This is a genomic window from Alteromonas sp. W12 (genome assembly GCF_001924945.1).
GTDB classification, from domain to species: domain Bacteria; phylum Pseudomonadota; class Gammaproteobacteria; order Enterobacterales; family Alteromonadaceae; genus Alteromonas; species Alteromonas macleodii.
The window spans coordinates 724,050-749,027 of sequence record NZ_LQXH01000007.1; the positions used below are offsets into that span (position 1 = coordinate 724,050).

Here is a 24,978-nt window from a genome sequence, read left to right on the forward strand (position 1 = left end):
ACTGGTATAATCGCCGCCAATTTATTTTTATACCCAGCGCAAAAGCGCACCAAAGTGGGAATGCTTTCACATGCAATTTGAGTTGTTAAAAACCGAAGGCCGAGCACGACGCGGTCGTTTGGTGTTTGAACGCGGTGTTGTAGAAACCCCAGCGTTCATGCCCGTAGGTACATACGGTACCGTTAAGGGAATGACCCCTGAAGAATTAAAAGACAGCGGTGCACACATCTGTCTTGGAAACACGTTTCACCTGATGCTGCGTCCTGGTACGGGCATTATTCGCCAGCATGGCGACCTGCACGACTTCATGAATTGGGACAAGCCAATCCTTACGGATTCGGGCGGCTTCCAAGTGTTTAGCTTGGGTGATTTGCGTAAAATTACCGAAGAAGGTGTAACATTCCGCTCTCCGATAAACGGCGAAAAGATTTTACTTACGCCTGAAAAATCGATGGAAGTTCAGCGCGATTTGGGCTCTGACATCGTGATGATTTTTGATGAGTGCACGCCGTATCCCGCTACTGAACAAGAAGCGCGCGTTTCAATGGAAATGTCGCTACGTTGGGCCAAACGTAGTAAAGAAGCCCATGGCGATAACCCAGCGGCACTGTTTGGTATCATTCAAGGCGGTATGTACGAAGGTCTGCGCGACGTTTCACTTGCTGGCCTTGAAGCTATTGGCTTCGACGGTTACGCCATTGGTGGTCTTTCAGTAGGTGAGCCGAAAGAAGATATGATCCGCATTATCGATCATACCGCGCCTAAAATTCCGGAAGATAAACCTCGCTATTTAATGGGCGTGGGTAAACCTGAAGATTTGGTAGAGTCTGTGCGTCGCGGTATCGATATGTTTGACTGTGTAATGCCCACGCGTAACGCCCGAAACGGTCACCTGTTTGTGACTGAAGGCGTAGTGAAGATTCGCAATGCGAAACACAGAAACGACACCTCGCCATTAGATGAGAATTGTGATTGCTACACTTGTAAAAACTATTCTCGCTCTTATCTACATCATTTGGACAAGTGTAACGAAATCTTGGGTGCGCGCTTAAACACCATCCATAACCTTCGCTACTATCAGCGCGTGATGCAGGGTCTTCGCGATGCGATTGACGCAGGTACGCTTGATGAGTTTGTACAAGAATTTTATGAACAAAAAGGGTTGCCGGTTCCGGCACTATAACAACGATAATATTTGGGGAATTTTATGAGCCTATTTATCTCTAACGCTTACGCACAGTCTGCTGGTGCGCCGCAAAGTGGCGGCATGGAAATGATCATCATGCTAGCTGTATTTGGTTTAATCTTTTACTTCTTGCTTTACCGTCCACAGGCTAAGCGTGTAAAAGAGCATAAAAACCTAGTATCGTCACTAAGCAAAGGCGATGAAGTGTTAACACAAGGTGGTTTGGTTGGAAAAATCACTAAAGTGTCAGAAGAAAAAGACTTCATTGAAGTTGCACTTAACGATTCAAACAACATCGTTGTTCAGAAGTCTTCAGTAACTGCTGTGCTGCCTAAAGGCACGATGAAGTCACTGTAAGTAACAAAAGCCGGGGCCGGGACGCTTCCCGGTACTGGCACGAAAGGATTATCCAGTGCTAAACAAAAACTCTATTTGGAAAGTACTGAGTGCACTCATTGTGGTTGCAATGTGTGCACTTTATGCGCTTCCTAACATTTACGGTGAAGATCACGCCGTACAAATCTCAGCAGGCCGTGACGCTGTGGTAACTGACGCCACAGTGGAACAAGTAAAAGCCGCGCTAAGTGAAAAGAATATCTCTCCAAAACGTGTTGAGTTTGAGAACGAACAAATATTAGTTCGCGTTTCGGATTCTGACACCCAGCTTGTAACGCGCGAAACGCTTGAAAAGGCGCTTGGTGATGACTACTACGTGGCTATGAACCTTGCCCCTGACACGCCAGAATGGCTTGAAGGCCTAGGTGGCGCGCCAATGAAGCTAGGTCTTGACCTTCGCGGTGGTGTTCACTTCTTGATGGAAGTGGATATGACCGAAGTGATTGCTAAGTCGCTAGAAGACGCAGAGGGTGGTTTCCGTACATCACTGCGTGAAGAAGGCATTCGTTATCGCGGTGTAAAACAGGTTGACGATCATATCGACATTACGTTCCGTGATGAAGATGCGCTAGACAAGGCAGAGTTCTTTTTGCGCAACCAAAGTCGCGACCTTACCTTTAACCAGGTGGACGACTTAACACTTCGCGCTATTTTTGCTGAAAGCAAGCTTCAGGAAATTCGCGACAACGCGGTTAAGCAAAACATTACCATTATTCGTAACCGTGTAAACCAACTTGGTGTGGCTGAGCCGCTTGTACAAAAGCAAGGTGCTGATCGCATCGTTGTGCAGCTTCCAGGTATTCAAGACACCGCCCGTGCGAAAGAGATTCTTAATGCCACAGCAACACTAGAATTTCGCATGGTAGATCAGAAGAACGATATCCGTGATGCATTGAACGGCCGCGTTCCTCCTGGCTCTCAAGTGATTGAAGATCAGCAAGGCATTCCTCAGCTACTTGAAAAGCGTATTATGCTTACCGGTAGCCATATTATTGATGCGAATAGCGGTGTTGATGAGTACGGACTTCCGAACGTAAACATCTCGCTTGATTCTGAAGGCGGTAATAAGATGTCTCGCTCAACTCGTGGGAACATTGGTAAACCAATGGCTACGGTGTTTATCGAATACAAGTCGACTGGCGAACGTAACAAAGACGGCAAGCTAGTGTTTGAAAAACACGAGCAAGTGATCTCGGTTGCGACTATTCGTGCGCAACTGGGTAGCAAGTTCCAAATCACAGGTCTTGATTCACCGAAGGAAGCCCGTGACTTAGCGTTGCTACTTCGCGCAGGTGCATTGATTGCGCCAATTCAAATTGTTGAAGAGCGTACGGTTGGACCAAGCTTGGGTAAAGAAAACATTGAGCTGGGCATGCAGGCTATTATGTATGGTCTGGCAGCGGTACTTGTTTTCATGTTGATTTACTACAAAGCGTTTGGTGTGGTAGCGAACATCGCTCTGATTACAAACCTAGTTATGATTGTGGGCATTATGTCGATGATCCCTGGTGCAACGCTTACGCTACCGGGTATGGCAGGTATTGTACTGACCGTTGGTATGGCGGTAGATGCAAACGTGCTTATCTTTGAGCGTATACGAGAAGAGATACGTGATGGCCGCAGCCCACAGCATGCCATTCATCAAGGTTACGACAGTGCTTTTTCTACCATTCTAGATGCTAACATTACCACCTTCATTGCAGGCTTAATCCTGTTTGCCGTGGGCACAGGCCCAATTAAAGGCTTCTCGATTACACTGATGATTGGTATAGCAACCTCGATGTTTACCGCAATCCTTGTTACGCGCGTTATTGTTAACGCAGTATGGGGCGGTCGACGCGTAGAGAAATTGGCGATTTAAGGAAGTAACATGCAATTATTAAAACTATCCGATACCGTCAATTTTATGCGCCTTCGCATTCCTGCGATGGTGTTATCAACGGTACTCATTTTAGGTTCGTTCGTGTCGCTAGGCGTTAATAGCCTTAACTGGGGGCTAGACTTCACTGGCGGTACGCTAATTGAAGTTGGCTATGAGGACGCTGCTAACTTAGAAGGCATTCGCGCCCAGCTAAACGAAGCGAACTTTGAAGATGCTATAGTGCAAAACTTTGGCAGCAGCCAAGATGTACTTATCCGCATTGCTCCTCGTGATGGCGTTAAAGCCGTGACTATTGGTGAACAGGTACTAGCTGCCTTGCGCGCTGACGGTACTGAGGTTGATATGCGTCGTATCGAGTTCGTAGGTCCTAACGTAGGTGAAGAGCTTACCGAACAGGGCGGCCTTGCGATGCTAGTCGCACTCTTGTGTATTCTAGTTTATGTCGCGATGCGATTTGAATGGCGATTCGCTCTAGGGTCAGTGTCGGCACTAGCTCACGACGTTATACTTACGCTGGGTTTGTTTTCAGTACTTCAAATCGAGTTTGACCTTACGGTACTTGCAGCGGTACTAGCGGTAATTGGTTATTCACTTAACGATACCATCGTTGTGTGTGACCGTATTCGTGAGAACTTCCGCAAAATTCGTAAAGGTGAGCCTGTTGAGATTATCAACATCTCGCTAACGCAAACCCTAAACCGTACTATCATCACATCATTAACCACGGTGTTGGTATTGGTTGCACTATTCTACAAGGGTGGGGCGCTTATTCACGGATTTGCAACCGCCTTGTTGTTCGGTGTAGTGGTTGGTACTTACTCATCGGTGTATATCGCAAGTTCAGTGGCACTTGCATTGGGTATTAGTAAAGAAGACCTAATGCCACCACAAGTGGAAAAGGAAGGCGCAGATTTAGATCCTATGCCTTAGTTTTACACGCTTGAAACGTACAAAAACCGCATCTACGATGCGGTTTTTTTATGCTTTATCAAAAGTGGAATTTACTATTGATTGGGGGCTAATGCTTGTTTCAGATCATCTTTATATCGCCTGGAAAGCGCTACTGATTGACCGTTATTGAGCATTATTGTTCCATCCCCTGTTTCTTCATAACTTATAGACACAATGGCAGGTATTCGCACTGCGTGCGACCGGTGCACTCGCATAAAGCCTTGATGCGCTCCTTCTTCACAAAACCGGCCAAGGGTATAACGCAAGGGGTAAACGCCCACGTGAGTATGGAGGTTAATGTAATTTCCTGAGGCTTCTACTCGCTGTATGTCAGTGACTTGAACCAAAAACTCCTTATTGAGCTTTTTTACCAATAAATAGTCAGGTAAGGTGCTGGCCACGTTGTCATTCGTTATCTGTGATGTGTCGCGTCTAATAGGTGATGCTTCACCAATTAAGCGTTGATAGCCAAACCGTGCAATATAGTAAAAAGTAATCAGAGTAATATAGCCCCATACATCCTTTCGATATTCGTAGATGAACTCATTGAGCCATATCCCAAAGTCATAATTGCGTTCAGAGAATAAATAGACGAGCTTTCGAAATGCTACCATTAATGATACATGGGCTACTGAAAATAAACTGGCGAAGGCAAAATGCCACCCAAGCCATGTCGCTCCCACTTTTACCTTCTGATCGAGTATACGTATAGCGATAATTAATGGGATGACGAGCAAAGCGGTGCTCAAAGCACTCGAGTATTCCCAAACGTACGGCTCCCAAAGTGCTACGCTGTTATTGTCGCTTCGAGAAAATTCAGTCCAACTAGACGCAGCATTGATTGAATTGTTTATAAACAAATAGGCTGTAAGCAAAACAAATGCAGCGTATTTATGTTTTGATTCAGAATCCCTAAGAAACTGACTCCATTTTTCATCCCAGTTATTCACCGCTTAACCCTTTTTCCCTTAATTCTCGTCACTTAGGCGTTTGCTGTCGGACGTCTATCGCATTAGATGCAACACGTTAGTTAAACACTATTGAATAGGAGTGAGGACATTGACGCAAGCATATGTTGATCAAGAAGCAACGTTTGTTAACAGAACTTCAAAGGGGGAGGCGAGAGAGAAGGCCGTGGTCGAGAGTCCTGTCACTCAGCGCTATTTCGAGTTGGATGCACTGCGTGTCATCGCGTTTGGTGTACTCATTTTTTATCACATCGGAATGTATTACGTTTTAGAGTGGGGCTGGCATATAAAAAGCGACGTGCAATTTCCACTACTACAAGATGTGATGATATTGACCAACCAATGGCGTATGTCTTTATTATTTTTGATCTCTGCCATGGTATTTACCGTCGTGCTGCGCCGCGCTTATGGCCAAACGACCTCTCGCTGGCGTGTATCTCTTTCACTACTGGGGAAGAGGGCGTTGCGGATATTAATTCCTCTTGTATTCGGTATGTTTGTTATCGTCGCGCCACAAGTTTATGCAGAGTGGACAGTCAGCGGAGCACTAGCCATGCCGTTTAGCGAGTTCTACGTTGCTTACATCAATCCAAATACTGACTTGTTTATCGACAAACAATCGGTAATTGGCTTACTGACATGGAATCACCTTTGGTTTTTACCTTACCTTTTTGTGTATAGCGCTTTTATATTGCTGTTTTTCCCGCTTATCAGATTTGTGGAAGTAAGGGCGTTGAGAGTACTCGATAGCTTGGCGCTGTTTAGCGTGTTAGTGGTTACGTTCATGACTGCCATATGGCTGGAGCTACGAGTAGCATATCCCACGTCTCACGACTTGCTTAATGATTGGTATAGTCATGCAAAGTACTTTTTTGTGATGCTGGTAGGTATTGTGGTCGCGCTTAGACCCGCATTGTATGCTGCAATTATGAGGTCCCGTTACGTAAGCTTAACCATTGCGATAGCACTTTACAGCGTCATAATTTTAGACCGACACGACTTGCTAGGCCCTACAGGGCAGTTGATGGAGTCGTCTCATGGGTTTCGTGTTTTGGTTGGTGTAATCGTTGTACTTAATCACTGGGCATGGTTGGCAGCAATATTGGGGTTTGGTCGAAAATATTTGTCTAACCCGAGTAAGGTGGTGAGCTATTTGAACAAAGGCGTGTTGCCTTACTATATGGTGCATCAAACGATAATTGTGGTGGCGGCGTTCTTTTTGAGCTCCCGTGTATCGTCGACACTCGGAGAATTTATTTTAATAACGCTAATAACCGTTGTGGGGTGCGCACTGACATACGAAGTTGCCAAGCGCTTTTTAATACTTAGATTTTTATTTGGCCTAAAGTTAAACACCAGTCCGCATAGCTCACTAGCCACTCAGCGAGAGGTAAAGTGTGCGTAATCGCGGTGTGTTACCGCAGGTATAACGAAACCAATAAGTGAGAAAAAGAAAAAGGCGCTATGTCACGTCATTCGTGTCATAGCGCCTTTACTGTTTAACTGTGCTTGGTTTATCGGCTCAGTTTATGTGCTTACGAGCGATTTATTTAAGCTGCTCTTACTTAAGATTATTCTTATTTAAGATGCTTAACTAGGCCTTGAACCACCTTCACGCTACCAGCAACAATTTCACCTTTGTGAAGCGGGTCGTTTCCGCCTTTAAAGTCTGTTACCAATCCGCCAGCTTCACGAACAATAAGCTCACCTGCTGCGATATCCCAAGATTTAATGCCGCGCTCCCAGTAACCGTCGTGGCGGCCAGCTGCAACGTAAGCAAGGTCTAGCGCTGCACTACCTGCGCGGCGAATGTCGCCCACTTCGTGGAAAATTTTGTTAAGGCTTAGTGCATACTCGCCAAATTGAGACTTGTTCTTAAACGGTAAGCCAGTAGCAATAATGGTTTCAGAAAGGTCACGAGGCTTAGAAGCACGAATACGATAACCGTTAAGCTGTGCGCCTTGACCTCGGCTCGCAGTAAATAGTTCGCTGCGAATTGGGTCGAAAACAACCGCTTGATCTAAGCGACCTTTGTGAAGAAGTGCAATTGAAACGGCAAAGTGAGGAATGCCTTTTACAAAGTTAGTGGTGCCATCTAGTGGATCGATGATCCACTGATAATCAGTTTCTGTGCCCAACACTTCACCCGATTCTTCGCCTAGGAAGCAATGGTTCGGGTAAGACTGCTGAATTTTGGCAATAATTGCTTGTTCTGCTTCTTTATCAACTTGAGTAACGAAGTCGTTTAAGCCTTTTGACTCTGTTGCTACTTCATTATGTTTTTCAAAACCACGAACAATAACTGTTCCAGCCGCACGCGCAGCGCGCACCGCAATATTCAGCATAGGATGCATAGATAAACCACCAATTGTAAAAGACCAATGAAACAAACTAACTGTACAAAAAATAGCTAGTTGTTTTCGAAAACGGGCGGAGTCTACCAGAATCTATGCGCGATGCAAATGAATTCCCAGCACAATAGCGTGAATAGCCATCTATACTGCCGCTGTGTTAAACTTAACGCTATTAAGGTCTGTAAGATAGTACGCCAAAAGCGCGTAATATCGAATTAAAGACGCTATCCAAATAAGTACGTAGGTATTACACGCATGCTCGAGAATATTCGCATTATTTTAGTTAACACGTCTCACACGGGAAACATCGGTTCGACAGCAAGAGCTATGAAAACCATGGGACTGAGCAGCTTATATCTTGTCGACCCAGTAAATGAGCCAGACGGCCAAGCCAGTGCATTGGCTGCAGGGGCTGGTGATGTGCTTGCTAACGCGAAAATTGTAAGCACTCTGGAAGAGGCAGTTAAAGACTGTGGCTTGGTAGTAGGGACGTCTGCACGCTCTCGCACTCATTCATGGCCTATGTTAGGCCCGCGCGACTGTGGCGAAAAGCTGGTCCAAGAAGTAGAAAAATACCCGGTAGCTTTGGTGTTTGGGCGTGAGAACAGTGGTTTAACTAATGAAGAGCTGCAGCAGTGTCACTTCCATATGTGTATTCCAGCCAACCCTGAATATAGCTCACTTAATTTAGCAGCAGCAGTGCAAACCCTTTGTTATGAAATTCGCATGGCCTATCTAAATCGCGAAACATATCCAAGTGTTGAGGAAGAATATCCACTAAATGACGATTTAGAGCGTTTTTATAAGCATTTGGAAACCACGCTGGAAGGCACGTCGTTCATTCGCAAAAGTCACCCGGGTGTGGTTATGACTAAGCTGCGCCGCTTGTTTAACCGAGCGCGCCCTGAGTCTCAAGAGCTTAATATATTGCGCGGTATATTGGCGTCTATCGATAAATCGGTGAAGAATGCTAACTCAGGCGATGCAGACCCTGCACCAGCGATAGAAGAAAAAGAGTAAACACTATGTTCGCCCGTATAAAAGATGATATTCAAGGTGTATTTCATCGCGACCCAGCGGCCAGAAACACCTTTGAAGTGCTAACCAACTATCCTGGCCTTCATGCGGTGTGGCTGCATCGCATTAGTCACAAACTATGGAAGGCTGAATGGAAATGGTTGGCACGCAGTTTATCAACCTTTAGCCGCTGGCTTACGGGGATTGAAATTCATCCTGGTGCCACGTTAGGACGACGGGTATTTATCGACCACGGTATGGGTGTGGTCATTGGTGAAACAGCAGAAATTGGCGATGATGTCACCCTTTACCACGGCGTTACTCTTGGAGGCACTAGCTGGCGAGCAGGTAAGCGCCACCCAACCCTTAAAAAAGGCGCTGTAGTTGGGGCTGGTGCCAAAGTGTTGGGGCCTATTATTATAGGTGAAAACGCTAAAGTAGGGTCTAACTCTGTGGTCGTAAAAGATATTCCTGATGGTGCTACGGCAGTGGGGATCCCGGGTCGTATCATTATCTCGAAGCAAAAAGAGATGAATGCCTCGGTAAACCCCGAGCGAGATAAAATTGCCCAGAAATATGGTTTTGATGCCTATGCTGTCGCGCCAGATAACCCTGATCCTGTGGCCAATGCGATGGGCATAATGCTAGAGCATATGCACCAAATGGACACCAAAGTGGAAGAGATGTGCAAGGTCATTCAGTCACTAGGTGGCGATGTGTGTACCGATAATTTACACAATATTAGCGCTGAAGATTTCGCAGAAACGGGTTTCGACCTAACGGAAACCCAAGAGCGAGAGAAGGCTCATTCTTCTTTCGACCCCGCTATTTAACTCTAATTTCGCATACTATTTTCGGGTGCTAAGGCCGAGAACCTTCACCCTTATATAGTAAAAATTCACAAAGGCTTGTTTTTACAAAACATTAACAAGCACATTGACTCATGCATAACTCCAACATACATTGAGATGGAAGGTTGATTATCACTTTTCAGGGACGTTATGCAAGAAACAGCGCCATTACTCGACGTACTAATTGTTGGAGCCGGAATTTCGGGTATCGGCTGCGCCTACCACATTCAAAAAAAATGTCCTGACCTTTCATATTCTATTATAGAAGCCCGCGGTGATTTGGGCGGCACATGGGATTTATTCAAATACCCGGGAATACGCTCAGATTCTGATTTATTCACCTTTGGCTACGAATTCAAACCTTGGAAAGAGAAAAAGGCCATTGCTGATGGTCGTTCAATAAAGGCTTACGTAGAAGAAACCGCGGCTGAAAACGGTATTAAAGAGCACATACGTTTTTTAACTCGTGTGGTAGATATAGATTGGCAAAGCGATAAACACTATTGGCGGGTTACGTTAAAGTCAGAAGAGAGTGGGCAGCATGAGCACATTGCCGCCAGATGGATATTTAACGCTTCGGGTTATTATCGATACGATAAAGGTTATGCACCACATTTCAAAGGGCAATCACAATTTAACGGCCAGATTGTACATCCTCAGCATTGGCCTGAAGATCTGGAATACAAAAACAAACGCGTCGTGGTAATCGGAAGCGGTGCAACGGCGGTAACGCTGGTTCCCGCACTAGCGAAAAGCGCATCGCACGTGACTATGCTGCAAAGAACGCCATCCTACGTATTGCCTGTGCCCGTAGATGACCCAATCGCAAAACATTTACGCGCGTGGTTTAGCGAGGATACAGCGTTTAAAGCTGCGCGTTGGTTTAACATAGCGAAACAGCGTTGGGTGTACGCATTTTGTCAGCGCTTTCCGCATCGTGCGCGCAAAATAATACGCAGTCTTAATGCAAAAATGTTACCCGAAGGGTATCCAGTAGATATACACTTTAACCCACCTTACAATCCTTGGGAGCAGCGACTGTGTGCAGTTCCGGGTGGAGATTTATTCGAGTCAATTTCGAAAGGTAAGGCGTCGGTTGCAACAGATACTATAGATACGTTTACTGAAACGGGAATTAAACTTGATTCGGGCCAGCATATTGAAGCAGATATTATAGTAACAGCCACTGGATTAAACCTTCTGCCTTTAGGAGGGATAGTGCCAAAAATTGATGGTGAAGCTATTTCGCTTCCAGAATGTGTTACGTATAAAGGTATGTTACTCAGTGGTGTGCCTAATTTTGCTATTGCGGTGGGCTATACAGCTTCATCGTGGACACTAAAAATTGGCCTTCTATGTGAACATTTCACGCGATTGCTCAATCATATGGAAGAGCACGGCTTTACACAGTGTACACCTGTAGCAGACCCAAATATGGAAACACAACCGTTGCTAAACTTTGGCGCTGGCTACATCCAACGCTCTTTAGAACAGTTGCCACGTCAAGGCATGCAGTTTCCTTGGTCTATGTCGTTCAATTATGCACAAGACGTGAAAATTTTTCGGAAAGGCCGTGTAGACGATCCAGCGCTTAAGTTTGAATAGAAATTTTAATAGACGCACACTTACTTTTATTAAATCACGAGAGCTTTAAATGAGTTTAGCCCAGCATCATGAGCAATACGTAACGCTTAAAAGCGGTGATAGGTTTTGCTATGCCGAACATGGTGTCGGAAATACCGACACCATTGTACTTATTGTGGGTTTAGGTCTTCAGTTGGTTTATTGGCCAAACGCGCTTATTGAGCGTTTAGTTTCTAGTGGATTTCGCGTTATTTGCTTTGACAATCGTGATGCAGGAAGGTCAGTACGCAGCGACACACCGCATCCCAGCCTATTACAGCAGTTAAGAGGAAGGTCGCCGAAAGGTGCATATGGACTTGAACGGATGGCTGAAGATACTGCACAGTTGTTAGAGGCGCTAAATATATCAAGCGCACATATCGCAGGAATGTCTATGGGAGGGATGATTGCACAGACTCTTGCAAGTCTGCATCCTGAAAAAGTGATATCTATGACGTCTATTTTCTCAACGACAGGGAATCGCCGCGTAGGGCAACCCTCTTATTCAACGCTATGGCGAATGGCAAGAGCTAAAGCGCCAATGAACGAAAAAGACGCAGTAAAAAACTATCAGGCAATGATGACGCATATTGGCGATGTAGCTGCAAACGGAGCCGTAAATCAATGGCATCAGTACGCGCGTTTGGCATGGCAGCGAAATGGTGGCAAAAGTGATGCAAAAGCGATGTTCCGGCAAATCGGTGCTATTTTGAAATCCGGGGACCGAACGCCAATGCTTCAAAATGTCAAAGCCCCAACATTAGTGATACACGGAGATGTTGATCACATGGTGCATCCCAGTGGCGGTGTTGCGACAGCCAGGGCTATATCAGGTGCTAAACATCAAATATTGCGCGGGTTGCGCCATCAAATAGATACCGTTCAATCACATCGGATAGCAGACAGTATTCTTGCTCATATTCACTTAAATACAAACAAATAGCGCTTATGGTCGACGTTATCATTCATTTGCAGAATAAACGATTTCTTAGCATTTAGCGTAGAAGTAACCACTCTAATTCGGCACCTATTAGCGTCTATTAGTGCTTATTTGGATCGGGCTAAAATGAAACGAAAGCCTTGATGTACAAAAGCGATTACTCGAATCAATAATACCTGACTAATTTACTGGGTCTTATACTTGACCATTTTAGTCGGGTATGTGAAAATTCCCGCACTATAAAACGGCGGGAGAATCCAATGAAACTCACTTCGAAAGGGCGCTATGCGGTTACCGCAATGCTTGATGTCGCTTTGCATTCAAAGCGTGGTCCAGTGCCTCTTGCCGACATTTCAGAACGACAAGAAATTTCTTTATCTTACCTTGAACAGCTTTTTTCTCGATTGCGTAAAGAGCAATTAGTAGACAGTGTTCGCGGGCCTGGCGGCGGCTATTTGTTAGGCCGTGAAGCAAGCAAAATTGCGATAGGCGAAGTCATTCGCGCCGTCGACGAGTCCATTGATGCGACACGTTGCCAAGGACAAGCAGACTGTCAAGGCGGCGATCGCTGCCTAACGCACAGCTTGTGGCAAGACCTAAGTGATCGCATTGCGGCGTTTTTGAATTCAATTACGTTGGGCGAGTTAATGGCAAAGCGTGATGTGCAAGAGGTAGCCGACCGTCAAGACGGTAATGCATCACTTCGTCATATCACCAAAGATATCGAAGTTAGTATTCAACTTTAAATTGGTATTGAGTAACGCATGGCTTTATCAACACCCATTTATTTAGATTACGCAGCAACAACACCAGTAGACCCGAATGTGGCCGAGGCAATGGCAAAATGCCTAACCCTGGATGGCAACTTTGGTAACCCAGCTTCTCGTAGCTATCGCTTCGGCTGGATGGCAGAAGAAGCGGTTGATGTTGCTAGAAATCAAATCAGCGACGCGCTTAATTGCGACCCTAGAGAAATTGTTTTTACTTCGGGGGCCACTGAATCGAACAATCTTGCTATAAAAGGCGTCGCCCAAGGTTATGCCAATAAAGGCAAACATATCATTACCGTTAATACCGAACACAAAGCGGTGTTAGATACCTGTGAGTACTTACAAAGCGAGGGCTTTGAGGTTACGTATCTTGAAGTACAGCCGAACGGGTTAATTGATTTATATGCGCTTGAAAATGCGTTGCGCGACGACACTATTTTGGTGTCGGTGATGCACGTTAACAATGAACTTGGGGTTATCCAAGACATTCAAGCTATTGGCCAGCTTTGTCGTGACAAAGGCATTCTTTTTCATGTGGATGGTGCGCAAAGTGTGGGCAAAATTGCCATTGATTTAGCTGAGCTTCCTATAGATTTGCTGTCTATATCGGCGCACAAGATATACGGCCCGAAAGGTATGGGGGCACTATATGTGCGTCGCCGTCCCAAAATTAATCTGGTGGCACAAATTCATGGCGGTGGCCACGAGCGCGGCATGCGGTCGGGTACATTAGCCACCCATCAAATTGTTGGAATGGGTGAAGCCATCGCGCTAGCCTCCTCAAAAATGGAAGAGGACAGTGCGCGCATATTAGCGCTGCGTGAATCGCTGTGGCAGGGCCTTCAGCAGCTCGACGATGTCTATTTAAACGGCCACGCTACACAGCGAATCCCAGGCATTCTAAATGTGAGTTTTGCGGGTGTAGACGGCGAAAGCTTGATGATGGGCTTAAATGATATTGCCGTATCTTCAGGGTCGGCATGTACGTCAGCGAGTTTAGAGCCTTCGTATGTGTTAAAAGCGATTGGCCGCAGCAACGAATTGGCGCATGCAGGAATTAGATTCAGCGTGGGGCGTTTTACGACCCAAGAAGACATCGATTACGTAATACAAAAAGTAGTGGATGTAACAACAAGACTACGCCAAGCGGTTTCAGCATAAACGCCTATACCGTCGTTGAGCGCGGGTTTTTGTAGCAGGCAAAGCGTAGTTAGTGTTAGCGCATTCTTTTTTATTTTAGTGAATGTGGAAGAAAATTAATGCGCGTTTGAAGGAAATTGACCTTTAAGCAGCGTTTAAAACGCGTAAGTGGCCATAAATTAATGGCTGAATATTTGAGTGAAATAGTCGGGTATTATATACTACGGCACCAAAATTTTAGGCTGTCCGCAATGTAACTGGCAGTTTTGGCAACTCTTTTGGGCGTAAACCCAAATAAATGACGTTGTTGAAGTTGAAAGTCGATATAAATTACCAAGACCGTGGGGTGATTTATTTGCCAGTTAAATAGAAAGGTTAGTGGCAGCAAATGCAGGCAAACAAGTGAGATCCCAACATGAGTGAACAGATCGAACAGGCGTTAGAAAGAAAGTACGATGCGGGTTTCTATTCAGAAATCGAATCGGAAACGTTTGAAAGCGGCCTGGACGAGTCGGTTATCCGCCGCATATCAGCAATGAAAAACGAGCCTGAATGGATGCTTGAATGGCGTTTGAAGTCTTATCATGCATGGCTAGAAATGGAAGAGCCTGATTGGGCGCATGTCGACTATCCGAAAATCGATTATCAGGCCATTTCTTATTACTCGGCACCAAAGAGTATGAAAGATAAGCCTAAGTCGCTAGATGAAGTTGACCCTGAGCTACTTCGCACCTATGAAAAGCTGGGCATTCCTCTACACGAGCAGGAAATGCTGGCAGGCGTTGCGGTAGATGCGGTATTCGACTCGGTATCGGTTGTAACTACGTTCCGCGATAAGCTTGAAGAAGCGGGAGTGATCTTTTGCCCAATTTCTGAGGCAGTACAGAAGTACCCAGACCTTGTAAAGAAATACATCGGTTCGGTAGTGCCGCGCACAGATAACTATTTTGCTGCGCTTAATAGCGCTGTATTTACTGACGGTTCATTCGTTTATATTCCAAAAGGCACACGTTGCCCAATGGAGCTTTCTACTTATTTCCGTATTAACGAAATGAACACCGGTCAGTTCGAGCGTACCTTGATTGTTGCTGATGAAGGCAGCTATGTAAGCTACCTTGAAGGTTGTACCGCGCCACAGCGCGATGAAAACCAGCTGCATGCGGCAGTGGTTGAGCTAGTGGCAATGGACGATGCGCAAATTAAATACTCAACGGTACAGAACTGGTACCCAGGTGACGAGAACGGTAAAGGCGGTATCTACAACTTCGTGACAAAACGTGGTGTAGCGCATACTAATGCCAAAATCTCGTGGACACAGGTTGAAACCGGCTCTGCGGTTACGTGGAAGTACCCAAGCTGTGTACTTAAAGGCGATAACAGTGTAGGTGAATTCTATTCAGTAGCGCTAACGCGCGGTCGCCAGCAGGCTGATACCGGAACTAAGATGATCCACGTGGGTAAAAATACCAAGTCGACCATTATCTCTAAAGGTATCTCAGCGGGTAACAGTAACAACGCCTATCGCGGGCTGGTTCAAATGGGCCCTCGCGCAGACGGAGCACGTAACTTCACCGAGTGTGACTCGCTACTTATCGGTGACAAATGTGGCGCGCACACATTCCCGTATATCGAAAGCCGCAACCCTTCAGCCATTGTTGAGCACGAAGCAACAACATCGAAGGTGAGCGACGAACAATTATTCCTGTGTCAGCAACGTGGCTTAGACACAGAAAAGGCCGTTTCTATGATAGTTAACGGTTTCTGTAAAGAAGTATTCAAAGAGCTGCCAATGGAATTTGCCGTAGAAGCCGGCAAGCTGCTCGAAATTAGTCTTGAAGGTTCAGTGGGGTAATCAATGCTTAGTATCAAGAATTTACATGCCAGCGTGGAAGAGAAGAACATCATTAAAGGTCTTAACCTTGAAGTTAAACCTGGTGAAGTACACGCTATCATGGGCCCCAACGGTGCCGGTAAAAGTACACTAGGCTACGTCCTATCTGGTCGTGATGGTTACGAAGTAAGCGAAGGCGAAGCCACGCTTAACGGTAAAGACCTATTAGAACTTGAAGTAGAAGAACGTGCCCGCGAAGGCCTTTTCCTTGCGTTCCAGTACCCAGTTGAAATTCCTGGTGTAAGCAATATGGAATTCATGAAAGAGTCAGTTAACGCTATGCGCGAACAGCGCGGCGAAGCGCCGTTAACTGCTGCTGAGTTTTTAAAGAAAGCAAAAGAAGCGTGCAAGCAGGTACAGCTTCCATTGGATTTCTTGAAGCGCGGTGTGAACGAAGGTTTCTCTGGTGGTGAGAAGAAGCGTAACGAAATCATGCAAATGATTTTGCTAGAGCCAAAGCTTTGTATTCTAGATGAATCAGACTCTGGCCTTGACGTTGATGCACTTCAGGTCGTTGCCGATGGTGTTAATAGCCAGCGCGACGGTGAGCGTAGCTTCATCGTTGTTACCCACTACCAGCGTCTTCTAGATTACATCAAGCCTGACTTTGTTCACATTCTTGCCGACGGCAAAATCGTGAAAAGCGGTGACGCGTCACTAGCGCTAGAAGTAGAGAAGAGCGGATACGCATTCCTAGGTAAAGCGTACGAGGAGGCTGAAGCATGAGTCAATGGCTAGAACAGGTCATTGATGCGGCGCAAATCTCCGATTACTTAGCGCCCGTGCGTCAGCAGGCCTTAGAAAAGTTAAAAGCTGATGGTTGGCCAGCCCGTAGAAACGAAAGCTGGCGCTTTACACCGTTAACGCCACTTGAGAAGCGTGAAGCGAAGCAAGCGGTTCAGGCAGATAGTCTACCGGTACCCGCTATCGATAACCTAGATGCTATCGACCTTGTATTTGTAGACGGTGTATTGGTTACGCAGGTTAACACGTTAGATGTGCCAGCGGGCATGAGCATCACGTCGCTTAATAATGATGATACTGCTACGCAGCAAGCGATCAGCAGTGTATACGGTCAAGTTAAGCCAACCCGTCATATGTTTGGTCTAGTTAACGATGCGCTGTGCCAACACGGTATATTTATTAATGTTGAAGCTGGCGCGAAAATCGACACGCCAGTGCGCATTGTGAACATGGCTTCGCAAAATGTCGATGCACATACGCGTGTGGTGGTAAAACTAGCTGAAGGCGCAAGCGCCACCGTTATTGAGCAAGGTTTTGGCGATACGGAAAGCTTAACCACAGCGTTTGCTGAATATGACCTGGCTGATGATGCACATCTAGAACACTATCGTTTTGCTATGTTTACTGGCAAAGCTAAGCAATTAGGCGGCAGCCACTTTAAGCTACATAACCGCACCACGCTTAACAGCACCATGGTGGGCTATGGAAGTGAGCTTTCGCGTTTAGATGTAGATATTCATCACGCCGGCGAATTTGCCGATGCGAAAATGAACGCCATTTATCTTCTGGCGGAAGGCGAGTTATTTGACCTTCACTCTACCATTGAGCACGCCATGCCTAACGGTACAACAGAAGAAAATGCGCGCGGTATAGTTGGTGATAAGGCCCGAGCAGTATTTAACGGGCGTATTCATATTCATCGCGACGCGCAAAAGACATTGGCTGAACTTAACAACCGCAACTTGTTGCTATCTCGCCGCGGCGTTATCAATACCAAGCCTGAGCTTGAAATTTATGCTGATGACGTAAAATGTGCCCACGGTGCAACGGTTGCTGAAATTGAAGAAGAAGCCTTGTATTACATGCTTACCCGCGGCGTTTCTCGCAGTAAAGCACTGGTAATGCTCAACTTTGGTTTCATTCAAGAGCTTATAAATGACGTGCCTAATGCGGCAGTCCGTGAATGGCTAGCACCAATTTTAAGTGAGCGCTTCGCCCAAATGGAGGTGAAATGAGCTTAGACGTTGCAGCACTTCGTGCCCAGTTTCCTATTTTATCTAAAACGGTAGACGGCAAGCCGCTGGTCTACCTAGATAATGCGGCAACAACACAAAAACCTCAGGCCGTTATCGACGCCTTAGTAGATTTTTACACGGGGACGAATGCAAACGTGCACCGCGGTGCGCACCATTTATCGGATGAAGCCACGCGCCGTTACGAAAATGCACGTACCAGCGTTGCAAAGTTCATTAACGCGAAAGCGCGTGAAGAAGTTATCTGGACGTCGGGCACCACAGAAGCCATTAATATTGTGGCTAATGGCCTTGGTCAACTTCTTAGTGAAGGTGATGAAGTGATGGTGACCGAGCTGGAGCACCACGCAAACTTGGTGACCTGGCAACAAGCGTGTCGCCGTTCTGGTGCAACGCTCAATGTTGTGCCTATTTTTGATAGCGGTGAGCTTGATGTTGAAGCGTTTGACAGATTGCTGTCTGAAAACACTAAGCTAGTGGCGTTTCCACACGTATCGAATGCATTAGGTACGGTGAACCCAATTAAACTGCTTACTGAAAAAGCGAAAGCGGTTGGCGCATGGGTGCTGGTTGATGGCGCACAAGGTATTGCTCATGGCGGTGTTGACGTACAAGACATTGGCTGTGATTTTTATGCGTTTTCAGGGCACAAGCTATTCGGTCCAACAGGCATTGGCTGTCTGTGGGGCAGAAAAGAGGTGCTAGAAACCTGGCCTGTTTGGCAGGTAGGCGGCGAGATGATCAAAGACGTGACCTACCATGAAGCCACATGGGGTGCATTGCCAAATCGTTTAGAAGCCGGTACGCCAAACATCGCAGGTGCCATTGGTATGGGCGCTGCAGTAGATTGGTTTAGTGCCCTTGATGTCAATGCATTGCATGAACATGAACAAAAGCTGCTTGCCTATGCTACCGAGCAGGCCGAAGCGTTTGACGGTATGCGGATAATCGGTACGGCACCTAAAAAGGTAGGCGTGCTGAGCTTTCTACTGGAAGGCGCGCACCCGGCGGACGTGGGCTTTATTCTCGATAGACAAGGCGTTGCAATTCGTACCGGTGATAACTGTGCACAGCCGCTAATGAAGCGCTTTGGTATTCCGGGTACTGCTCGTGCGTCGTTCTCAATTTACAATACGCTTGAAGAAGTCGACAGCTTATTTGCTGCGCTTAAAAAAGCAAAAATGATGTTGGCCTAAGGAGGCATTATGAGTGTTGAAACTTTCGTACCTAGTACAAAACTCATTTCGCTAACTGACAGTGCCGTTAAGCATTTCGAAAGTAAGCTTAAAGACAAGCCTGGTCAGTTAATTCGTTTATCGACAAAAGTAAGCGGCTGTACAGGTTACGCCTACGTGCTTGATTTCGCAGATAGCGCGCAAGCCGATGACGAAATTGTTGAAATTTCGCCACTACTTAACGTAGCCGTGGCTGCAGATGCCACCGACCTACTGCGTAATACAGAAATTGATTACGTTACAGAAGGTGTTAACGGCGTCATTAAATACAACAACCCCAACGTGGTTGATGAGTGCGGATGCGGTGAAAGCTTTAACGTAGGCTAAGTGCCACGTCAAAGGCCATCAGTGGTAGAACAAAGAGTACTAAGTAGTTTATGAAGCAAAAAATGGTGACCACCGAGCGCGATTGTAAAGCGCGCTTAGTTCCTGCGGGCAATCCTACCGTGATCCCTGAAGGCGAGTTTGTGAATATCACCCAAGAGCTCGGTGGTAACTACACGGTAACGTGGCGTGGCAACATGTATCGCATCGACGGTACTGATGCAGGTGCTATTGGCCGTAAAGCGATGACACTAAGCTTTGACGCGCCAGAAGACGGCAACATTAGCGAGCAGCAAGTGTGGGACGCGTTAGAAACTATTTTTGACCCTGAGATCCCTATTAATCTCGTATCCCTTGGTCTTATCTACAAAGTGGAAATTGATCAAGATACTAGCAGCGTTAATATTGATATGACCCTGACCGCACCAGGCTGTGGCATGGGCCCAGTGTTGGTGGGTGATGTTGAATACCGCGTTGCCATGGTTCCCCATGTTAAAAACGTTAACGTAGAGCTTGTATTCGACCCTGCATGGTCCCGTGATATGATGAGTGAAGAAGCACAGCTTGAAGCGGGTCTGTTCTTCTAGTCATTCACGCAGTGAAATTTAATCACACAATTTTTCAAACAAATTAAGCGGAAATAGCAATGCAACTACCTAGCAGTGACGAAATTATTGATGATTTAGCGTTCTTCGACGATTGGGAACAGCGTTATCAGTACATCATTGATTTAGGGAAATCTATTCCGGGCTTGCCTGAAGATGCTAAAACCCCCGAGCGTTTGGTTAAAGGTTGTCAGAGCAGCGTTTGGTTGGTGGAGTCTTACGATGGCAATAAAATCAACTTTGACGTAGACAGCGATGCAGTTATCGTTCAAGGACTGCTTGCGTTAGTACTTGCCGCTTATAATGACAAAACGCCAACAGATATTTTAGCGTTTGATATCGACGGCTATTTTGAAGCACTAGACCTAGAGCGTCATATCACGCCAACTCGCGGTAATGGCTTACGTGCCATTGTGGGTAAAATCCAAGAATTAGCAAAAGCCAACGCTTAATTTTTTAAGCGTTGGTTTCTTTAAGCCGTTTTAGGGGTCCATAGTAAAGGCAGTGGGGCAGGTGAGTCCTCGATAATTAGTTCTGTGCAAAATAATCTGTACGCTGTCATCATATTGTCATCGCCAACAGGCTAACCTTTCTCTACATTTGCGCATAAAAACAGTACTTTATATCTGATTTGATAAAGGCTCTGGTCAAGCTGCTATTTATTGCCTATAATTCGCGGCCAAAATTTTAAAGATACACACACTATTTGTTTGGAGAGAGAACATGGCTCTTGAGCGTACTTTTTCGATTATCAAGCCTGATGCGGTAGCTAAAAACGTAATCGGTGCAATTTACAACCGTTTCGAATCTGCAGGTCTTCGCATCGTGGCATCTAAGATGATCCACATGAGCAAAGAGCAAGCAGAAGGCTTTTATGCAGAACACAAAGAGCGTCCTTTCTTCGGCGCACTTGTAGACTTCATGACGTCTGGTCCTGTTATGGTTCAAGTACTAGAAGGCGAAAACGCAGTTCTAGCTAACCGTGAAATCATGGGCGCAACTAACCCAGCTGATGCAGCTGCAGGTACACTACGTTCAGACTACGCTGCGTCAATCGACGAAAACGCAGTTCACGGTTCTGACGCACCTGAGTCAGCAGCACGTGAAATTGCTTACTTCTTCTCTGAAGAAGAAATCTGCCCACGTACTCGCTAAGATTACGTAGGTAGAATTAACGGGGCTATAAGCCCCGTTTTTTGTTTCTGAGCGTCTGAGCACGCTTTATGCTGCTTTGCTCGGCGCTCATTTAGGCAAGCTAAACCACGCTTCTCGCGCATCGCCAAACTTAACGTTTCTCTGCGTTAAATCGGCTTTTTCTCAAATCTCATCTGTGGTAAAATCCGCGCAAATTTTAATCAGCGCTTTTCTTTTTCTTAAATCTCGTTCAAGACATAGTCGAATCGCTGGTTTTTACACCGTATTCAGTAGTAAGAGGGGCATCCCTCGAAGGTAAAAGGGTCATCTTATTCATGGCAAAAACTAACTTATTAAACTTAAATCGCGAAGGCTTGCGCAATTTCTTCAAAGAAATGGGCGAGAAACCGTTTCGTGCCGATCAGGTGATGAAATGGATTTACCAGCACGGTATCAGCGATTTCGAGGAAATGAGTAACCTCAATAAAAACCTTCGCGCGATGCTCATTGAAAATTGCGAAATTAAAGCGCCTGAAATTGCATACTTTCAAGAAGCGAGCGACGGCACGATTAAGTTTGCACTTACCCTTGAAGGTGGTCAGGAAGTTGAATCTGTTTGGATCCCAGAAACTGACCGTGCAACGCTTTGCGTGTCATCACAGGTAGGTTGCGCGCTAGAGTGTACTTTCTGTTCAACCGCGCAACAGGGGTTCAACCGTAACTTAAGCGTGAGTGAAATTATTGGTCAGGTATGGCGTGTAGCTACTTTCCTTGGTCTTTCAAAAGACTCAAGCAAACGCCCTATCACTAACGTAGTAATGATGGGTATGGGTGAGCCACTGCTTAACCTTAAAAACGTTGTACCAGCCATGGATATTATGCTGGACGATTTCGGTTTCGGCCTGTCTAAACGCCGCGTTACGCTAAGTACATCTGGTGTAGTACCTGCGCTAGATATGTTGGGTGACCAAATAGACGTAGCGTTAGCTATTTCATTACACGCACCCACCGATGAGTTGCGCAACGAGATCGTGCCTATCAATAAGAAGTACAATATCGAAGCCTTCTTAGCAGGCGTACGTCGTTATCTGGCCAAATCTAAAGCGAACCAAGGCCGTGTGACGGTAGAATACGTTATGCTTTCAAACATCAATGACAGCACTGAACAAGCGCACCAGTTGGCAAAGGTATTGAAAGACACACCTAGTAAAATAAACTTAATACCATTTAACCCTTACCCGGGTTCGCCTTATACATGTTCGAGCAATTCGCGTATTGATAGATTCGCAAAAGTGCTTATGGAATATGGGTTTACAACCGTTGTGCGTAAAACACGAGGTGATGATATCGACGCAGCATGCGGTCAATTAGTGGGTGATGTGGTAGACAGAACGAAAAGAATGTTAAAAAAACAGGTGAAGGGCGAAGCAATTTCAGTAAAAATGGCCCAATAATCATTAAGATATTAGGGTAAGACTATGGTTGCGGGATTGCGAACGTCACTTAAAATTGGCTTTTTAAGCGCGATTATTTTCACTTCTGGCTGTGTCAGTAATAGCCAGTCAGGGTTGTATGGCGGTAACTTCGATCACGAAGAAGCCGCCAAAACACGCATGTCCCTTGGTCTTACCTACCTTCAAAATAACAACTACACGCAGGCAAAAAAGAACCTCGACAAAGCGCTTGAGTTTAATCCACGCTCTGCAGACGTTCAGTTCGCTATGGCATATTACTATCAGCTGGTGGGCGATAACCTTCGAGCGGAAGAGTACTATGAAACTGCTATCGACCTAGCGCCTAACAGTGGCGATATTGCCAACAGTTATGGCGCGTTTAAGTGCCAAAACGGCGAATACGAAAAAGCCAAAGCGTATTTCTTTGATGCGATAAATAACAGGCTTTACGCTAACGCAGCGCAAACCTACGAGAACTTGGCATTGTGCGCGCAAAGTCAAGGTAAGCTAGATGAAGCGATCGGCTATTTTCAAGACGCATTAAAACATCAGCCTGCCCGGGGCAAAAGTCTGTTCTTACTCAGTGAACTTTACACGGTTTCAGAACAATGGGAACTGGCTGAATCTACGTTACGAAAATACGAACGTGTTGCCAAAGTTACGCCTGATTCATTGTGGTTAGCTTATGAAATAGCCAAAGGGAAAGGGGACCTAGAGACTGCAAAGGGTTATGGCGAAATGATGATGTCATTGTTCCCTGAAAGTGAGCTTACTAAACGTTACTTAGTGCAACGTGAAAGTATGCAAAACAAAGTGGTTAAGACCGTCAAATCTACACAGCCAAACGATTCTGAAACAGAAATAAGCGAAAACCAAACAAATACCGACGGGCTTGCACAAACATCATCAAACGATAAAGAAAATGAAAAGAGCGTCGCCCAAGACAACGACGCTCAGCGTCAATCTCAGAGCAATAACTCCGACAACGCTCCTACAGCCACAGCTAACACACCGGAAAAAGTACAAAATACTGAATTATCTGTGCAAAGTGATAAATTCCATGTAGTAAAAGAAGGTGAAAACTTATATCGTATTTCTTTATTGCACAATATCAAAATGGCAACACTGCAAGAGTGGAATAACCTTGAAAATACTGGCGCTATTATTGCTGGTCAGACGCTTTGGTTAGTACCACCGAGTATGCAGGAGGAATAAGGTTTAATGGTGTCGGAAGAAAAAGCGAATCAAGAAGTTACTTCGCAACAACAAGAAAACACGCCAAGTCCAGGGGCAATGCTAAAAGCGCGCCGTGAAACGCTAGGTTTGTCTCAACAAGATATTGCTGATAAATTATTTTTGAAAGCTAAACAAATCAATGATTTAGAAAATGATGTCATTGATGAAAAGTCTTCGGTGACTTTTACAAAAGGATACGTGAGAAATTATGCCAAGCAATTAGGCATGAATTCTCAAGAAGTTATTGAGGCATTCGAACGCTTCCACAATCAAACATCTGTACCATCTTCTGAGAAATTACAGAGCTTTTCAAAGCGTGTCGCAAAACAGACACACGATGACAGGTGGATGATGGTAACTTATGTTATTTTACTTCTTATTATTGCCGCCGTTGTCGTGTGGTGGTATCAACAGCCTAGTGACGACACGGTAGCTGAACTGCCACTTAGTGAGGCTGTTAAGCGAGAAGCCGCTAATACGCCTGTCCCATCGGCGGGCACAGATACCGACAATGTAATTACTGACGCCTCGTCGTCGCAGGGTGATACGGCTGGAAACAATCAGCTAGACACGGGCGTGAGCGATAGTACAAGCTCAGAAACCAGCGGTGCATTCAGCGACCAAGATAGCGGTTTTAACCAAGACGGTAGCTTGAATGATGGTGCAATCTCAGCACCCGATACAGAGGTGAATGATAGCAATAACCTAACCGCTCTGGTTGATTCTGCGAATAGTAACGAACCCCAACCCAACCTTAATGTGAATAGTCAGTCTGATGCAGCGCCAATTGCTATGGTTTTCACTTTCGACGATGACTGTTGGGTTAATATTAAAGACGCGTCTGGAGAAGCTATTGCCTATGGGGTAAAGCTAAAAGGACGAGTTATGGAAATTCAAGGCGTTCCTCCTGTTGAAGTTACGCTCGGTGCACCGGATAATGTGCGCATCTCAGTTAACGGCGAGTCTGTTGATATTTCTTCATACCAAAACGGTAAAACAGCTCGCTTCGCACTTCCTTTATAGG

Annotated in this window: 24 protein-coding genes; 22 read left to right on the forward strand and 2 right to left on the reverse strand. The window is 45.7% G+C overall.

The window, feature by feature from the left end; all coding sequences use genetic code 11:
- Nucleotides 1–70: 70 nt before the first annotated feature.
- Genes tgt through secF form a run of 4 tightly spaced genes read left to right on the forward strand, consistent with a single transcriptional unit; the run spans nucleotide 71 to nucleotide 4,394 of the window.
- Nucleotides 71–1,183 (forward strand): tRNA guanosine(34) transglycosylase Tgt, encoded by a 1,113-nt coding sequence (gene tgt, locus AWH61_RS10665; protein ID WP_014950189.1) that lies wholly within the window; start codon nucleotides 71–73, stop codon nucleotides 1,181–1,183.
- 24 nt (nucleotides 1,184–1,207) lie between these two features.
- Nucleotides 1,208–1,543: a preprotein translocase subunit YajC gene (gene yajC, locus AWH61_RS10670; protein WP_075177052.1), complete on the forward strand. Its 336-nt coding sequence runs from the start codon at nucleotides 1,208–1,210 to the stop codon at nucleotides 1,541–1,543.
- 55 nt (nucleotides 1,544–1,598) lie between these two features.
- On the forward strand, nucleotides 1,599–3,443 hold the full coding sequence (gene secD / locus AWH61_RS10675; protein ID WP_014950187.1) for a protein translocase subunit SecD: 1,845 nt from the start codon (nucleotides 1,599–1,601) through the stop codon (nucleotides 3,441–3,443).
- 9 nt (nucleotides 3,444–3,452) lie between these two features.
- Complete coding sequence (gene secF, locus AWH61_RS10680) at nucleotides 3,453–4,394, forward strand: protein translocase subunit SecF (RefSeq protein WP_014977044.1); 942 nt, start codon at nucleotides 3,453–3,455, stop codon at nucleotides 4,392–4,394.
- 74 nt (nucleotides 4,395–4,468) lie between these two features.
- Here the strand turns inward: secF and AWH61_RS10685 are convergent, their stop codons facing one another.
- A complete protein-coding gene (locus tag AWH61_RS10685; RefSeq protein WP_039228379.1) occupies nucleotides 4,469–5,365 on the reverse strand; it encodes a LytR/AlgR family response regulator transcription factor in 897 nt (298 codons plus the stop codon).
- Between the two features lie 100 nt (nucleotides 5,366–5,465).
- Here AWH61_RS10685 and AWH61_RS10690 point away from each other — a divergent pair, with 100 nt between their 5' ends.
- Nucleotides 5,466–6,788, forward strand: coding sequence for an acyltransferase family protein (locus tag AWH61_RS10690; RefSeq protein ID WP_249922639.1), 1,323 nt, complete (start codon nucleotides 5,466–5,468; stop codon nucleotides 6,786–6,788).
- A gap of 172 nt (nucleotides 6,789–6,960) precedes the next feature.
- On the opposite strand, the gene suhB is transcribed toward AWH61_RS10690, so the two are convergent.
- A complete protein-coding gene (gene suhB / locus AWH61_RS10695) occupies nucleotides 6,961–7,737 on the reverse strand; it encodes an inositol-1-monophosphatase (protein ID WP_014950183.1) in 777 nt (258 codons plus the stop codon).
- Nucleotides 7,738–7,992: 255 nt separating this feature from the next.
- On the opposite strand from suhB, the gene trmJ reads away from it, so the two are divergent.
- From trmJ to AWH61_RS10780, 17 genes are all read left to right on the forward strand, one after another.
- Nucleotides 7,993–8,757 (forward strand): tRNA (cytosine(32)/uridine(32)-2'-O)-methyltransferase TrmJ, encoded by a 765-nt coding sequence (gene trmJ / locus AWH61_RS10700; RefSeq protein WP_014999064.1) that lies wholly within the window; start codon nucleotides 7,993–7,995, stop codon nucleotides 8,755–8,757.
- A 5-nt stretch (nucleotides 8,758–8,762) separates the two neighbouring features.
- Nucleotides 8,763–9,587: a serine O-acetyltransferase gene (gene cysE, locus AWH61_RS10705; RefSeq protein WP_014950181.1), complete on the forward strand. Its 825-nt coding sequence runs from the start codon at nucleotides 8,763–8,765 to the stop codon at nucleotides 9,585–9,587.
- Nucleotides 9,588–9,755: 168 nt separating this feature from the next.
- A complete protein-coding gene (locus tag AWH61_RS10710) occupies nucleotides 9,756–11,210 on the forward strand; it encodes a flavin-containing monooxygenase (RefSeq protein ID WP_075177053.1) in 1,455 nt (484 codons plus the stop codon).
- A 49-nt stretch (nucleotides 11,211–11,259) separates the two neighbouring features.
- On the forward strand, nucleotides 11,260–12,171 hold the full coding sequence (locus AWH61_RS10715) for an alpha/beta fold hydrolase (RefSeq protein ID WP_075177054.1): 912 nt from the start codon (nucleotides 11,260–11,262) through the stop codon (nucleotides 12,169–12,171).
- Nucleotides 12,172–12,428: 257 nt separating this feature from the next.
- Nucleotides 12,429–12,914, forward strand: coding sequence for a Fe-S cluster assembly transcriptional regulator IscR (iscR, locus tag AWH61_RS10720; RefSeq protein ID WP_014950178.1), 486 nt, complete (start codon nucleotides 12,429–12,431; stop codon nucleotides 12,912–12,914).
- An 18-nt stretch (nucleotides 12,915–12,932) separates the two neighbouring features.
- On the forward strand, nucleotides 12,933–14,099 hold the full coding sequence (locus tag AWH61_RS10725; protein WP_075177055.1) for an IscS subfamily cysteine desulfurase: 1,167 nt from the start codon (nucleotides 12,933–12,935) through the stop codon (nucleotides 14,097–14,099).
- A gap of 394 nt (nucleotides 14,100–14,493) precedes the next feature.
- Nucleotides 14,494–15,930 carry a Fe-S cluster assembly protein SufB gene (gene sufB / locus AWH61_RS10730; RefSeq protein WP_014950176.1) on the forward strand — a complete coding sequence of 479 codons (1,437 nt, stop codon included), beginning with the start codon at nucleotides 14,494–14,496 and terminating at the stop codon, nucleotides 15,928–15,930.
- Nucleotides 15,931–15,933: 3 nt separating this feature from the next.
- Nucleotides 15,934–16,695 (forward strand): Fe-S cluster assembly ATPase SufC, encoded by a 762-nt coding sequence (gene sufC, locus AWH61_RS10735; RefSeq protein ID WP_014979831.1) that lies wholly within the window; start codon nucleotides 15,934–15,936, stop codon nucleotides 16,693–16,695.
- Nucleotides 16,692–17,948 carry a Fe-S cluster assembly protein SufD gene (gene sufD, locus AWH61_RS10740; protein ID WP_075177056.1) on the forward strand — a complete coding sequence of 419 codons (1,257 nt, stop codon included), beginning with the start codon at nucleotides 16,692–16,694 and terminating at the stop codon, nucleotides 17,946–17,948. Before sufC ends, sufD begins: the two co-directional genes overlap by 4 nt.
- Nucleotides 17,945–19,162, forward strand: coding sequence for an aminotransferase class V-fold PLP-dependent enzyme (locus AWH61_RS10745; protein WP_075177057.1), 1,218 nt, complete (start codon nucleotides 17,945–17,947; stop codon nucleotides 19,160–19,162). The genes sufD and AWH61_RS10745 overlap by 4 nt, the downstream gene beginning before the upstream one ends.
- A 9-nt stretch (nucleotides 19,163–19,171) precedes the next feature.
- Nucleotides 19,172–19,528 (forward strand): HesB/IscA family protein, encoded by a 357-nt coding sequence (locus tag AWH61_RS10750; RefSeq protein ID WP_014950172.1) that lies wholly within the window; start codon nucleotides 19,172–19,174, stop codon nucleotides 19,526–19,528.
- A 50-nt stretch (nucleotides 19,529–19,578) separates the two neighbouring features.
- Entirely contained in the window at nucleotides 19,579–20,112 is a 534-nt protein-coding gene (gene sufT, locus AWH61_RS10755; protein ID WP_014977033.1) for a putative Fe-S cluster assembly protein SufT, read from the forward strand.
- 59 nt (nucleotides 20,113–20,171) lie between these two features.
- The gene (locus tag AWH61_RS10760) at nucleotides 20,172–20,582 is read left to right on the forward strand and encodes a SufE family protein (protein WP_014950170.1); all 411 of its coding nucleotides are present in this window, start codon (nucleotides 20,172–20,174) and stop codon (nucleotides 20,580–20,582) included.
- Nucleotides 20,583–20,853: 271 nt separating this feature from the next.
- Nucleotides 20,854–21,285, forward strand: coding sequence for a nucleoside-diphosphate kinase (gene ndk / locus AWH61_RS10765; RefSeq protein ID WP_012519000.1), 432 nt, complete (start codon nucleotides 20,854–20,856; stop codon nucleotides 21,283–21,285).
- 314 nt (nucleotides 21,286–21,599) lie between these two features.
- Entirely contained in the window at nucleotides 21,600–22,718 is a 1,119-nt protein-coding gene (gene rlmN, locus AWH61_RS10770) for a dual-specificity RNA methyltransferase RlmN (protein WP_014977032.1), read from the forward strand.
- A gap of 24 nt (nucleotides 22,719–22,742) precedes the next feature.
- Nucleotides 22,743–23,933, forward strand: coding sequence for a type IV pilus biogenesis/stability protein PilW (pilW, locus tag AWH61_RS10775; protein ID WP_075177058.1), 1,191 nt, complete (start codon nucleotides 22,743–22,745; stop codon nucleotides 23,931–23,933).
- 6 nt (nucleotides 23,934–23,939) lie between these two features.
- Nucleotides 23,940–24,977 (forward strand): RodZ domain-containing protein, encoded by a 1,038-nt coding sequence (locus AWH61_RS10780; RefSeq protein WP_075177059.1) that lies wholly within the window; start codon nucleotides 23,940–23,942, stop codon nucleotides 24,975–24,977.
- Nucleotide 24,978 lies beyond the last annotated feature (1 nt).